The 14,161-nt window shown below is 72.0% G+C and carries 7 protein-coding genes; 2 read left to right on the forward strand and 5 right to left on the reverse strand.

The genetic code is table 11. From position 1 onward, the window contains the following. A complete protein-coding gene (locus tag FHG89_RS28705; RefSeq protein WP_139587529.1) occupies positions 1 to 1,641 on the forward strand; it encodes a DUF4127 family protein in 1,641 nt (546 codons plus the stop codon). A gap of 48 nt (positions 1,642 to 1,689) precedes the next feature. After that, on the forward strand, positions 1,690 to 1,914 hold the full coding sequence (locus FHG89_RS28710) for a hypothetical protein (RefSeq protein ID WP_139587530.1): 225 nt from the start codon (positions 1,690 to 1,692) through the stop codon (positions 1,912 to 1,914). Positions 1,915 to 1,922: 8 nt separating this feature from the next. Here FHG89_RS28710 and FHG89_RS28715 read toward each other — a convergent pair whose 3' ends face one another. The 5 genes from FHG89_RS28715 to FHG89_RS28735 all read right to left on the reverse strand — a co-directional run bounded on the left by FHG89_RS28715 (position 1,923) and on the right by FHG89_RS28735 (position 14,134). Then, complete coding sequence (locus FHG89_RS28715; RefSeq protein ID WP_244295960.1) at positions 1,923 to 2,672, reverse strand: thioesterase II family protein; 750 nt, start codon at positions 2,670 to 2,672, stop codon at positions 1,923 to 1,925. A gap of 35 nt (positions 2,673 to 2,707) precedes the next feature. Further along, on the reverse strand, positions 2,708 to 3,643 hold the full coding sequence (locus FHG89_RS28720; RefSeq protein ID WP_139587532.1) for a TauD/TfdA family dioxygenase: 936 nt from the start codon (positions 3,641 to 3,643) through the stop codon (positions 2,708 to 2,710). A gap of 83 nt (positions 3,644 to 3,726) precedes the next feature. Beyond that, positions 3,727 to 5,079, reverse strand: a complete 1,353-nt coding sequence (locus FHG89_RS28725; RefSeq protein ID WP_244295955.1) for an MFS transporter — start codon at positions 5,077 to 5,079, stop codon at positions 3,727 to 3,729. Further along, positions 5,076 to 6,050: an ornithine carbamoyltransferase gene (locus FHG89_RS28730; RefSeq protein ID WP_139587541.1), complete on the reverse strand. Its 975-nt coding sequence runs from the start codon at positions 6,048 to 6,050 to the stop codon at positions 5,076 to 5,078. Before FHG89_RS28730 ends, FHG89_RS28725 begins: the two co-directional genes overlap by 4 nt. 5 nt (positions 6,051 to 6,055) lie before the next feature. Beyond that, entirely contained in the window at positions 6,056 to 14,134 is an 8,079-nt protein-coding gene (locus tag FHG89_RS28735; protein ID WP_280116096.1) for a non-ribosomal peptide synthetase, read from the reverse strand. Positions 14,135 to 14,161 lie beyond the last annotated feature (27 nt).

Genomic DNA, 14,161 nt, shown 5'->3' on the forward strand with positions numbered 1-14,161 from the left:
ATGAGAAGACGTACCCTCCTGGCCACCGGCATGGCCGGGCTGACCACCGTGGCCGTCGGCCGACCCGCGTTCGCCGGGCCCGGCAGGCGGCAGCTGACCGTGGCACTGGTCCCGTTGGACGACCGGCCCGTCAACACGTACGCCGCGCAGATGACCGCGGCCAGCGCCGGCGCCCAGGCGCAGCTGCCGCCACGGGAACTGCTGGGCCGCTTCTTCACCCCCGGCGACGGAGCCGCCATCGCCCGCTGGCTCGGCACCACCGACGGCGTCGACGGGTACGTGATCTCGGTCAGCATGCTCGCGTACGGCGGCCTGATCGCCTCACGCACCGCCGCCCCGACCCTGGCCGCCGCCCTGGCGACCCTGGCCGCGATCCGAACCCTGCGCTCCACCCGGCCGGAGGCGGTGATCGAGGTGCACGACACCATCCAGCGCCTCGCCATCACCAGCACGGGCACCGAGCTGGACCAGTACCGCGACCTGCTGGTCTCCTGGGCGAAGCTCTACGACCAGGTGGTGAACCTCGGGCAGGAGGAGTTGCGAGCCCAGCTCGACGCCGTCCGGGTGCGGATCCCCGACCAGGTCGTCGAGGACTATCTCGCCGCGCGGGCCCGCAACCACCAGGTCAACCGGCTCATGGTCGAGTGGGTCGCCGACGGCACCATCAACCACCTCGTGCTCTCCGAGGACGACACCGCGCCCGTCGGCCTGGCCCGAGCCGAGCGGGTGGAGTTGGAGGCGCTCGTCGCCCAACTCGGCGTCGGCGACCGGGTGGAGATCTTCCCCGGCGCCGACGAGGTCAACGCGCTGCTGGTCGCGCGGGTGATCGCCGCCGGCACCAACCCCACGTACCGCGTGGAGTACGCCGGCGTCTCCGGTGAGGCCTGGACCGCGCAACTGGAGGGCATCCCGTTCGCGGAGAACATCCGGCGGCACGTCACCTCGGTCGGAGGACGGGTCGTCAGCGGCGACGCGGACATCGTGCTCGCCGTGAACACCCCCTCGACGGTACCCGGGCAACGGGCCGCCGACCTGGACGCCTTCGTCGGACGGATCGGCACGCTGCTGGCCGCCGGCACCCCGGTCATCGTGGTGGACCCGCTCATCGTGAACAAGGCCGACCACGACCTGGTCGCGCGGATGGAGAACCACCTGGATCTCGCGGCGCTGCTGTCGTACTCGGGGTGGAACACCGGCGGCAACGCGCTCGGCCTGGCGCTCAGCCACGGCACCGCCCGGTGGGCGTACCTCCGCTCCTCCGGCAGCGGGTTCGGCGTGCCGGACCTGCGCGCGCCGGGCCAGGCGCACGCCGAGTACCTGCTCTACCGGTTAGTCAAGGACGACCCGTGGAAGAACATCGTGCAGGTCGAGGCGTACGCGCACGCACGGGCGCGGGGCTGGGACCCGCTCGCGCTCACCTCCGAGCAGAAGACCTACTTCGACGGTTGGGTCAGCGAACGGCTGGTACCCCTGACCGAGCGGTACTTCGCCGACCACTTCGCCGGGCACCGCATCGTGCTGGGCCGGCGTGGCGCGAAGACGTTCACGGCGACCCTGACCCGCTTCGAGTCGGCGCGCGTCGAGCTGCCGTGGGACCGGCTCTTCGAGGTGATCCTCGAGCCTCGGCTGCACCTGTCCTGACCGGCAGGTGACGCCGCCCGAGCCTCGGTGACCGACCGGTCCGCCCGCGTGAACATCGGACGTTGGTCGTGGGCGGGGCAGGAGCGCTACCCGGGCTTCTGCCCCGCCCTCGTCCGTAAGCGGGACCCGCGAACGGAGGCGCAGGCCCTCGGAGCTGAAACGCTCACCGTGTTGACGCTCGCCGAAGCCGAACACCAGTTCCCCATGCACCTGGACCTCATCGCATCCGTCGTGCAACGCGGCCGGTTCCCGCGACCGTTCCCTGAGGCGTGATCCGTCGGTCAGCCCAGGCGGGCGGTCACCGCGGCGACCACCTGCTCCTGTTCCGGCACGAGATAGAAGTGGTCACCGGGGAACGTCGCCACCTCGAAGCCGCCGGTGGTCAGCTCCTCCCAGGCCCCCACCGTCGACGTGGTGCAGGTCGGATCCTCGACGCCCAGGTAGCCGACGATCGGGGCCTTGACCTTCGCCGGTTCGCGCGGCAAATAGCGGTAGAGCATCCGCAGGTCTCCCCGGAGCGGGGGCATGATCAGTTCGCGGAGTTTCGGTGACCGCAGCAGCACCGGATCGACCTCGCCCAGGGCGCCGATCCGGCTCAGCAGGTATTCGTCGTCGGCGAGATCCGGATCGAGTTCGACCCGGCTGACGTGCGGCGCGCCGTGTCCCGAGACGAAGAGCACGCTCGGCGTGAAGCCGTACCTGGACTCCAGGACCAGTGTGACCTCGTACGCCACCGACGCGCCCATGCTGTGGCCGAAGAATGCGATCGGCCGGTCCAGGTACGGCACGAGCACGTCACTGATCCGCTCGGCGAGCACGTCCATCTGATCCACGCACGGCTCCAGCAGACGGTCCTGCCGACCGGGGTAGCAGACCGCCAGCAGATCGGTGGCGCCGTCGAGCAGGCCCGCCCAGGGTTGGAACACGTTGGCGTTCCCACCGGCGTGCGGGAAACAGACCAGCCGCAGGTCGGACCGTTCCGCACGGCGGAAGGACCGCAGCCACCGGCCGCGTACCTCGGCCTCTGTCATCTCCACGTTTCTCCTCCCGCCGGGCCGCTGCCCGGTCAGTCCGACATCGCCACCAGGATGCGGCGGCTCCCGGTGTACGGCCGCCGACCGTGCGCCACCAGCACGTTGTCGATCAGGAGCAGGTCACCGACCCGCCAGTCCACGTCGATCGCCGCGTCCAGCCCTCGGTCGCGGACCTGGAACACGTACTCGTCGGGGATCGGGCTGCCGTCGGCGAAGGTGACCGACTGGGGCAGCTCGTCCTGCGACATCACCTGGGTCATCACCCGGGCGACCTCGTCGTCCAGAGCGGCCGGGTGCCACTGGTCGCTCTGGTTGAACCACACCTCCACACCGGTCACCGGGTGCCTGGTGGTGGCCGGGCGCACCTGGCTCACCCGCAGCCCGTCGGCGGTCCACTTCCAGTTCGCCCCGGTGCCGTCGAGAAACGCCTCGACCTCCGCCCGGTCCTCCGTCTCGAAGGTCTGCTGCCAGCTCTTGCCCAGCCCCAGGCCGTCGTGCAGGTTCTGCTGATAGCACACCCCGCCTGCGAAGGCGGCGCGGACCTCCGGGTCGAGGGATTCCAGCCAGAGCTGGGCGTCGACCACCGGGGTGGCGCCGCCGGTCGCCGCGGCGATCTGGCAGTAGAACAGCAGGCGGGCCGGCCAGTGCGCCGCGTACGACAGTTCGTTGTGCATGGAGATGGTGTAGGGCGCCGGGTACTCCGTCGAGGTGTAGACGTTGCGGCCGACCTTGGTGCGGGGCGAGTTGCCGTGCACGTAGGCGAGCCTGTTGGGCAGCACCATGTCCATCACCGGGTCCAGCGCGCCCGGCTCGACGCCGAAGCCCCGGAACACCAGCGCCTTCTCGGCGGTGAGCAACGCCGTCAGGTCCACCTCCCGTAGATGCTCGACCAGCCCGTCGACGGTGGCCGCGCATCCGGCGCTGCGGGGCGTGATCTCGTGCGGCTGCCACGTGCCGTGCTCGCTCATCGGTAGGTCTCCTCCACGCCAGGTCGGTCCACTGCCGGCAGCCTGACGTGGGCAGCCATATTTCCTCGATATCGTCGCCGGGCTCAATCACGCGGATCGCGGCCGGCCGCCGTCGTCGCCAGCTCCGCGTCCGCCCGCTCGGCAGCGACCCGCTCCGCGTCGGCCCGCTCGGCAGCCGCCTCGGCACGTTCCGCCTCGGCGGCGGTACGGGTGCCGAAGGCCAGCACCGCCAACGCCGCGATCACCACCATCGTCGCGCCCACGACGGCCAACGCCATCTCGATGGTTACGGCGTCCAGCAGGAAGCCCGCGAACAGCGCGCCTATCGAGTTGGCGCCCGAGGAGAGCAGGGTGAAGATCGAGCCGGCCCGGCCGCGCAGCTCGTCGGGAGTCGTCCTGAGCAGGTACAGCATCCCGGCCACGTTGCCGATCCCGGCGCCGTAGTTGATCAACGCGAGGATCACACTGACCGCCGCCAGCCCCGGCGCCACGACCAGCAGCGGCATCAGCACCGCCCACGCCACGTTGATGCCGACCATCATCCGGCGGATGCCCCACCGGCGCAGGTACGCGTTACTGGTCATCGCGCCCGCCATGCCGAAGACACTGTTGACCGCCAACAGCAGACCCACCGTCGCGGGCGTGCCGTCCCGATCCTTGACCAGCACCACCAGGCCGAGGCCGAGAACCTGGAAGAGGATGTTGCTGGCCGCGAAGAGCCACAGCGCCCGACGCAGGTAGAGCTTGCCCCAGATGAAGACGACACCTTCCCTGATCTGGGCGATCAGCCCGCCCGCCGCGCCGTCCGGCGGCCGGGGCGCCCGCAGGTCCCGTCGGACGAACAGCAGGGTCACCAGCGACATCAGGTGCACCCCGGTGGCGAACAGGAACGGCGCGAACCGGGCAGCGGCGTAGAGTACGGTGCCGGTCGGCTGACCGAGGATGCTGGCGGCGTTGGCCCGCGACTCGTTGGCGGCCGTCGCCGCGCCCAGTTGGTCGCGGGGCACCACAGCGCACACCGCGGCTCGTTCCGCCAACGCGTAGCAGATGCCGAGGGTGGCCTCCAGGAACGCGACCACCATCAGGTGCGGCAACCGCACCGCGTCGAGCAGCGCCACCACCGCCACGCTGCCGGCTCCGAGTACGCGGCCGGCGGTGCAGACCAGCATCGTCGTACGCCGGTTCCACCTGTCGACAAGCGCGCCGGCCGGTAGTTGGGCGACGAGGTTCGGCAGCAGCGCGGCGAAGGTGACGAGGCTCGCCGCGGTGGCCGAACCGGTCGACCAGTAGACCAGCAGTGTGTAACCGATGGAGGTGGCCCGGGCACCGAGCGCGGAGAGCCCCGAGCCGGTCCAGAGCAACAGGAAGTCCCTGTTGCGGGTGAGCCTCGCCGCGCGGCGGGCGGGTCTGCCCGGCGGCGGCTCGAGGACCGTCACCGCGTCGTCCCGCCCGCGCGCGACCGGCACCATTCAAGCACCGCCATCGCACTGTAGAGCTTGTTCTCCGCCTGACCGAACGCGATGCTCGCCGGCCCGTCGAGCACCTCCGAGGTCACCTCCTCGCCGCGATGCGCCGGCAGGTCGTGCAGGAACACCGCGTTCGGGCTGTACCGCCAGAGGTCCTGTTCGACCCGGAACGGGGCGAAGACATGTCGCCAGTCCGGGTCCGGCTTCACGGTGCCGGTGGTCTGCCAGCGAGTGGTGTAGATGGCGTCGAGATCGCCCGGCAGGTCGGACATGTGGCACCGCTCGACGATGCTCGCCCCACTGATCTCGGCCTGCCGGGTGGCGTCGACCAGGATCTGGGCGGGCAGGCCGTAGCCGGGCGGGGTACGCAGTTCCAGTTCCACGCCCGGAAACCGGGTGAGCGCCAGGGCGAGCGCGTTGGCCGTGTTGTTGGCCTCGCCCAGGTAGAGCAGGCGCAGCCCCTCGATCCGGCCGAACTGCCGCAGCAACGTGGTCAGGTCTGTCAGCGCCTGGGTGGGGTGCTCCTCGGCGCTCATCGCGTTGAGCACCGACATCCGACTCTGGGCGGCCCAGGCCCGCAACTCGGCCGGGTCACCGGCCGTGCGGGCGACAAGCACGTCGAGCATTCCGGACAGCACCCGGCCGGTGTCGGCGCTGGTCTCCCCGGTGTTGGTCTGCAAGTCCTGCGGGCCGTACTGGATCACGCCGGCGCCGAGCCGCAGTGCGGCGCTGGTGAAGGCGGTGCGCGTACGCGTCGAGGTCTTGAGGAAGTAGACCCCAGCCACCTGCCCGGCGAGCGGGCTGCCGCACTCGCCTGCGGCGAACGCGGCACCCCGGGCGACGATCGAGTAGAGGTCCCCGTCGGTCAGGTCGCGGATCGACACCAGGTGCCGTACCTGCCGGACGGTGGAGTCGGTGACCGGCGCGGAGAGGCTCGGCATGGTCATCATCGCATGTCCTCCGTCCGTGCGGTGTTCGTGTGCGACGTCAGCAGCGACACGACCTCGTCGCCCGCCTCGCCGTTGGTCAGCAGAACCAGCCCGGACCCGTCCGGAACCCGGCCGGTGACGAGCGCCCGGTAGCCGGCGATGTGGCCCCGGTGGGTGAACTCCACGCGCGTCTCAGCGCCCCCCTCGATGCGGTCCACCATGCAGCCGAGCCCGAAGACGCCGCCCGGCCCGGTGGTCAGTTGCGCCAGCACCAGCTCCCTGCTGAGCAGGGCGGACTCCCCCCGGTAGCCGATCTGGATCTCCCTGATCAGCGTGGCCAGGTCGGTGGCGGTGCTCCAGAGGCCGGCCGCCGCCTGGTCCGCACGCACCTCCCAACCGTGTGGGTGCGGCTCGCCCCGCTCGTCGTGCCCGGTGGCCACCGGCCGGCCGGACGTCTCCGGGAAACCCTGGTCGAAGCTGCTGCCGGTCATCCCCAGTGGCGCGAAGACCAGCTCGGCCATCAGGTCGGCGAAGGGCGTCGCGGTGACGTCCTCCATGAGCTGCTGGACCACCACGAAGTGGCTGTTGCGCTCCACCGCGACCGGGTCGGGCACGTCGAGGGCCCGCACCGGGTCGGTGGGCACGCCACGGCCGAGCAGCAGGTCCGACAGCGGCGGTACCGGGCCACCGCGCGGGTGTCCGGTGCTGCCCGTCGACGTCAGACCGGCGACGTGGCTGAGCAGGTGCCGGAGGCTCACCGGTCGGTCGGCGGGCAACTGCCACGCCTTGAGGTACGCGTTGGCGTCCGCGTCGAGCTGGAGGGCTCCCCTGTCGACCAGGGCCAGCGCACCCACCGCCGCGACCAGCTTGCTGACCGAGCCCACCTGGAAGATGGTCTGCGGAGTCACCGGCGCGTCCCCGCCCGACGTGCCGTGCCCCACCGCGAGGACCTGCGCCAACTCGCCGTCCACGAGCACGGCCAGCGAGGCGCCGGGCACCCGCGTCTCGGCGAGCAGCGGCCCGACCGGGGGCAACGGCGCGACCCGGGGCAGGGCCACAGCTCGCGCCGCCCCGGCCGGGGTGATCGCGGCCAGGTCGGCCAGCGGTCGGTCCAGCATCGCCTGTTGCAGGGTGAGCGGGAGGCCGGCCTGCCGGGCCGCGGTGACCATGGGAACCACCAGCAGGGAGTGCCCACCCAGGGCGAAGAACCGGTCCTGACGATCGATCCTCGGCACGTCCAGCAGCTCGGCCCAGATCCCGGCGAGGATGGTCTCGGCCAGGCCCTGTGGTGGGGCGATCTCCGCCTCGGTCCGCAGGGGCGCCGCCGGCAACGCCCGCACGTCCACCTTGCCGTTGGGATTGAGCGCGATCGTGTCGACCGGCACGAAGGCGGCCGGGACCAGGGCGGCGGGCAGCCGCCGGGCACAGTGCGCAGCCAGGTCCTCGGCACCACCCACGTGGTACGCGATCAGCTGGTTGCCGCCGCCGGGCGCCGGGCGGGCCAGCACCGCCGCGTCGCGTACGGCGGGATGGTCGAGGAGCACCGCGCGGATCTCGGCCGGCTCCACCCGGTGCCCACGGATCTTCACCTGGTCGTCGACCCGACCGAGCAGGTCGAGCTGCCCATCCGGCAACCAACGGCCACGGTCACCGGTGCGGTACAACCGGGAGCCCGCCGGCCCGTACGGGTCGGGCACGAACCGGGCGGCGGTGTGTACGGGCTGCCCGGCGTACCCCCTGGCGAGTTGCGGCCCACCGAGGTGGACCTCGCCGACCGCGCCGACCGGCACCGGCTCCAGCCGAGCGTCCAGCACGTAGGTACGCATTCCGCCGAGCGGTCGACCGATCGGCGCGACCTGGCCGGTGAGCGGACCGGTCACCGGGTAACGGCTGACGGCGACTGTCGCCTCGGTCGGCCCGTACTCGTTGAGCAGCACCGTCCGTGGTGCGATCGCCTGCCACCGCGCGCAGGTCCGCGCGGCGAGCGCCTCGCCGCCGAGCACCAGCATCGGCGTCAGCGCGGCCGCCTGCTCGCTCGACAACTGCCCGGCGAGCAGGTCCAGATGACTCGGGGTCAGCTTGACGAAGCTGAACGGCCCCGCCGCGGCCAGCCGCGGGCCGAGTTCGTCCAACCCGGCGTCGGCCGGCAACAGCCACAGCCGCTGCCCGGCGACCAGCGGCGCCCAGATGGTGGTCACCACCATGTCGAAGGCGACCGACGAGAACAGTGCCGCGCCACCCACCCGGTCGGCGACGAGCTCGTCCACCGCCCAGTTCAGGTAGCCGGCCAGGCTGCGGTGGCTGATTTGCACGCCGTTGGGCCGTCCCGTCGACCCCGACGTGAAGATCACGTACGCGAGCTGGTTCGGGTCGGTGCGGCCGGGCGGCTGCTCGTCGGGTCGGGCCGCGATCGGCCCCGCGTCGACGTCCAGCAGCACCCGGTCGACGCCTGTGAACCGGTCGGCGTAGGCGGTGCTGGTGACCACGACGGTGGCCCCGGCCTGGGTGAGCATGGACGCGATCCGCGCCGCCGGGTACGACGGGTCGATCGGCAGGTACGCCCCGCCCGCCCGCCAGATGCCCAGCAGGGTCGTGACGAGGTCGGCGCTCCGGTCAAGAAGCACCCCCACCACCCGCTCCGGCCCGACGCCCCGCTCCCGCAGGTGCCAGCCGAGCCGGTTGGCCGCCGCGTCGAGGCCGGCGTAGCTCAACTCGCCGACCGCCGCCGCGTCGCCCGCCGTGGCAGCCCGCTCCCGCACCAGGTCAGGCACCAGGCCGGGCTCCGGCCCGTTGTCGCCGGTCGCCTCGGCCCAGGCCACCAGCACGTCGCGCCGTTCCGCCTCGGGCAGCCGGACCGCACGGGCGTCACCGTCCGGGTCCGCCACCATCGCGGCGAGCACGAGCCGGTACATCGCGGCCATCCGGTCGACCTCGGCCCGGTCCAGGTGGTCGCTGTCGCTGCTCAGCTCCAGGTGCCCGGCGACCGCGGAGACGGCCAGGGCGAACTCCGAGCTGGCGGCGGCGTACCGGGGACCTGCCTCGACGTGCTCGCCGACCACCTCGTCGAAGTCGAGGTAGCTGAAGTAGACGTCGAGCAGACGGGTGCCGGCGACCGCCGGCCGGATCGCCGGCGCGGGGTAGCGCCGGTGCGGCCACATCTCGACCTCCGTGGCGTGCACCCGGCGGACCAGCTCGGTCCAGGTGGCGCAGTCGCGCTCGTACGGGAACGGCAGCGTGTTCAACGACATGGCGTACACCCGCTCGCTGCCCGGCATGTCCGGCCGGGTGTGGCAGACCAGGCCGCTGTAGAACCGGGGCTCGTCGGTGAGCTGGCCGAGCACCGTCAGGTGCGCGGCGTGCAGCACCGCCTTGAGCGAGACCCGCGCGGCGGAGGCCAGCGCGCGAAGGCCCGGCTCCAGGTCGCGGAACGGCACCCGCGCGGTGTGGGCGGTACGCGCCTGCGGCGGTGCGGTGGGCCGCCAGCCGGTGGGGAATGTGAACTTCGCGCACCGGTCCATCAGGTCCTGCCAGTACCGCCGGTCCGCCGCGGATTCCAGGGCACGGCGTTCCGCGGCGAGGAAGTCGGCGAACCGCACGGCGGGCAGGGGCTCCGGCTCCGGCCGGTCGCCGGTGCGCACCGAGCGGTAGCGGCCGAGGATCTCCGCGACCAGCGCGTGCAGGCTCCAGCCCTCGACGACCACATGGCAGATCGTCAGCACCAACCGCCAGCTCCGGTCGGTCTCCCGGCAGACGGCGAACCGCAGCAGCGGCGCCCGCTCGACGTCGAACGGCGACCCGTACTCGGCGGCGACCAGGCGACGCAGCTCGGCCTGCCGGTCGTTTTCGGACAACCCGCGTAGGTCGTGCGGCACGACCGGCACCCGTACGGCGGGATGCACGAGCTGCATCGGCACCGAGTAGCCGGTCAGGTCCACCGAGGAGCGCAGCACCTCGTGCCGGTTCACCACGAGGTCCACCGCCTCGCGCAGCGTCGGCAGGTCCAGCGGGTCGTCCTCGCCGACGAGGAACGACGCCACGTTGTGGTAGTGGTTCCAGCCGTTGTCGGCAAGCATCTCCAGCAGCATGCCGAGCTGCACCTGGGACAGCGGGTACGCGTCGGTGAGGCCGTCCGGCAGCAACGCCCGGTCCGGCGCGGACACCAGCTCGAACGGCTCCACCGGGCGGTCGACGTGCACCGGTCCGGTGCGGTCGGCCAGCGCGGCGCAGAGCCGGGAAACGGTTTGCAGGTCCATCACGTCCGCGACCGAGACGTCGAAGCCGGCCGCCCGCAGCGTGCTGGCCAGCACCAGCGCCTTGATCGAGTGGCCGCCCAGCTCGAAGAAGCCGTCCTCGACGCCCACCTCCGGCAGGCCCAGCACCTGCGCCCAGATCCCGGCGACCCGTTCCTCCAACCCGGTACGCGGACCGACCCTGGCCCGCCCATCGCCGGCATCGCCGTCGGACGGCGCGGGCAGCGCCCGCCGGTCGAGCTTGCCGCTGTTGTTGCGGGGCAGCTGGTCCAGTGTCACGAAGGTCGACGGGATCATGTACTCCGGCAGCGTCCGGGCCAGCGCCGCGCGAAGCTCGCCGGTACTCGGCCGCTGCCCGGGCGCACCGGCCAGGTATCCGACAAGTCGTGGATCTCCAGCGGTGTCCTCGCGCAGGACGACCGCCGCCCCGGCGACCTCCGGCAGCGCGGCCAGCGCCGCCTCCACCTCGGCCAACTCGATCCGGTAACCGCGCAGCTTGACCTGGTCGTCGAGCCGGCCGAGGAACTCCACGCTGCCGTCGGGCAGCCGGATCCCCTGGTCGCCGGTGCGGTACATCCGACTGCCGGCGGGGCCGTAGGGGTCGGGCAGGAACCGCTGGGCGGTCAGCGCCGGTTGGTTCAGGTAACCCCGGGCCACACCGTGCCCGGCCAGGTGGATCTCGCCGGGCACACCGAGCGGCGTCGGGTGCCCGTGCTGGTCGAGCACGTACATGCGCACACCGGCCAGCGGACGCCCGATCCGGCTGCCCACCCCGGCGGCGAGGTCGGCGCGGGTGACCCGGTGATAGGTGGAGTAGACAGTGGTCTCGGTGATCCCGTACATGTTGACCAGGGCGATCCGGGCCAGGCCGAGCCGGTCGACCCACGGGGTGAGTTCGGCGAAGTCCAGCCGCTCGCCGGCCAGCACGACCGCGCGCAGCACCAGGCGCCGCAGCCGCTCATCACCGTCGGCGGCCAACCGGACCAGACCGCGGAAGGCCGTGGGGGTCTGGGCCAGCAGGGTCACCTCCTGCTCCACCAGCAGGTCGAGCAGGTCCTCCGGCACCCGGGCCACCGCCGGCGGCACCATCACCAGTCGGCTGCCGTGCAGCAGCGCGCCCCACAACTCCCAGACCGAGACGTCGAAGGCGTACGAGTGGAACAGCGCGACGACGTCGGTCTCGTCGGTGGCGTAGTGCTCCTGCGCGCTGTCGAGCAGCCGCAACACGTTGGCGTGGCTGACGCAGACACCCTTCGGGCGGCCGGTCGAGCCAGAGGTGTAGATGACGTAGAGCGGATCGTCGGCCTCGTTCACCGGGGCCGGGTCGGGCTCCGGCTGGCCGGTCAGGTCGGCACGGTCGAGCAGCACCAGGTGCCCGTCGTGCCCGGCCAGCGCGTCGGCGTGGGCACTCGTGGCGACCACCGTCGCGGCGCCCGCGTCGGCGAGCAGGTACGCGATGCGCTCGGCCGGCTGAGTCGGGTCCAGCGGCAGGTAGGCGGCCCCGGCCTTGATCACGCCGAGCAGGGCGGGCACCAGGTCCACACCCCGGTCCAGGCAGACACCGACCACCGTGCCCCTGCCCGCACCGGCTGCCCGCAGCTGCCCGGCGAGCCGGTTGGCCTGGGCGTTTACCTGCGCGTACGTCAACCGGGTCGGGCCGGCGACCACCGCGACCGCGTCGGGTGCGGCGGCCACCCGAGCCTGGAACAGCTCGACCACCGTGCCGGTCACCGGCTCCTCGACGCCGGTGTCGACCACGCCGAGCAGTCGCTCCCGCTCACCACCGGGCAGGTGCACCGCCTGCGCGTCGCCGGCCGGGTCGGCGACCATCGCCGCCAGCACCGCCCGGTACATGCCGGCCAGCCGCTCCAGGTTGGCCCGGGAGAGCACGTTGCTGCGGCTGGAGAGCTGGTAGTTGCCCCGGTGCGCGAAGACGGACAGCTCGAACTCGGTGGCACCGTCGCCGGCGCTGGCGACGACGACAGGCTCGGTGCCGGTCGCGGTAGCCGGCTGCCCGGCGCGGGAGAAGTCCTGGTAGTTGAAGAGCACCCGTAGCAGCCGCTGACCGCTGCCGCGCTGGATCTCCGCCAGCGGGAACCGCCGGTGGGGCCAGAGGTCGACCTCCCGGTCGAAGACCGCCGTCACGAGGTCGCGCCACGTCCGGGCGGTGCGCTCGTACGCGAACGGCAGGGTGTTGAGATACATGCCCTGCACCCGGTCGGCGCCGAGCACCTCGGGCCGGGCGTCGCAGACCAGCCCGGCGTGGAAGCTGTGCTCGGTGGTGAGTTGACTGAGCACCTTCAGGTGCGCCGCGTGCAGCACCGCCTTGACCGAGACGCCGGCCTCGGAGGCGAACCGCGCGACGGCCTCGTCCAGGTCCGCGACGTCGACTGCCGTCGAGATGGCCGTCGGATCGCCGGGCTCACCCCAGCCGGCGGGCAGGACGAACGGACTGTGCCCGTCGACCACCGCGCGCCAGTGGTCCCGGTCCTCGTCGGACGCCAGCGCGGACAGCTCGGCGGCGATGAAGTCGGCGTACCGCACGGCCGGCTGTTCGGTCTCGGCCGGGCTCCGCCCGTCGGCCAGGTCGGCGTAGACGGACAACAGTTCGGCGAGCAGTCGTGCGGTGCTCCAGCCCTCGGTGACGGCGTGGCAGATGGTGAAGCTCAGCCACCAGCTCTCGTCGCTGTCCTGGTGCGCGGCGACGCGTAGCAGGGGCGCGGCAGCCAGGTCGAAGGGCGTGGCCCGCTCGGCCGCGACGAACTCCTGGAAGAGCCGTTCCTGCTGGTCCGCCGGCACGTCCCGACCGTCCACCACTGTCACCTGCGGGGTCACCTCGGCGTGTACGAGCTGCATCGGCACCGAGTAGCCGGTCAGGTCGAACGAGGTGCGCAGGATCTCGTGCCGGGCGACGACCGTCGCGACGGCGGTCCGCAGCGCGTCGGCCGAGAACGGTCGCCCGTCGCGGACCTGGTGGGCGATGACGCTGTGGTAGGCCGCCCGGTCTCCGCTGGTGGCCAGTTCGACGAGCATGCCGAGTTGGGTCTGTGCGGCGGGGTAGGCGTCGGTGAGGCCGGCAGGGAGGGCAGCCCGGTCCGCGTCAGACAACAGCGCGAACGGCTGCACCGCAACCCACGAATCCTCCGAGTCGCCCAGCGACGCCGCCAACGCACGCACCGTCCGGTAAGCGAAGACGTCCCGCACGCTCGTCGAACAGCCAGCCGCCCGCAACGCCCCCACCAACGTCACCGCCAGCATCGAATCACCACCGAGATCGAAGAAACTCGCCTCGACACTGACCACGTCACGACCCAACACCCGCGCCCACACCGCAGCCACAGCCCGCTCCAACACCGACACCGGCGCCACGAACACACCCACCGGCTCATCCACCACCGACGGCAACGGCAACTGCCGACGATCCACCTTCCCATTCGGATCAACCGGCACCACATCAACAACCATCACCACCGAAGGCACCAACACCTCCGGCAACACACCCCGCAACACCCCCCGCACACCCACCACATCAACACCCGAACCCACCGGCACCACATAACCGACCAACACCCGCCGACCACCAACCTCCACCACCGACGCCACCGCATCCCGCACACCCACACAGGACCGCAACGCCGACTCCACCTCCCCCAACTCCACCCGCACCCCACGCACCTTCACCTGCGCATCCAACCGACCCAGGAACTCCACCGTCCCGTCCGACCGCCACGCCACCGCATCCCCAGTCCGATACAACCGCGACCCCACCGACCCAAACGGATCCGGCACAAACCGATCCGCCGTCAACCCCGCAGCACCCCAATCACCCCTGTCCCTTATACACATCTCCGAGCCCACGAGACCGGAGCCTAA

The sequence above is a fragment of the Micromonospora orduensis genome (assembly GCF_006228125.1).
Classification (GTDB): Bacteria; Actinomycetota; Actinomycetes; order Mycobacteriales; family Micromonosporaceae; genus Micromonospora; species Micromonospora orduensis.

What these genes read in the sequence shown, in the direction of transcription:
- FHG89_RS28705 (WP_139587529.1), top strand. Translation starts at nt 1, where the DNA reads ATGAGAAGACGTACCCTCCTGGCCACCGGCATGGCCGGGCTGACCACC.
- FHG89_RS28715 (WP_244295960.1), bottom strand. Translation starts at nt 2,672, where the DNA reads ATGACAGAGGCCGAGGTACGCGGCCGGTGGCTGCGGTCCTTCCGCCGT.
- FHG89_RS28720 (WP_139587532.1), bottom strand. Translation starts at nt 3,643, where the DNA reads ATGAGCGAGCACGGCACGTGGCAGCCGCACGAGATCACGCCCCGCAGC.
- FHG89_RS28730 (WP_139587541.1), bottom strand. Translation starts at nt 6,050, where the DNA reads ATGCCGAGCCTCTCCGCGCCGGTCACCGACTCCACCGTCCGGCAGGTA.
- FHG89_RS28735 (WP_280116096.1), bottom strand. Translation starts at nt 14,134, where the DNA reads ATGTGTATAAGGGACAGGGGTGATTGGGGTGCTGCGGGGTTGACGGCG.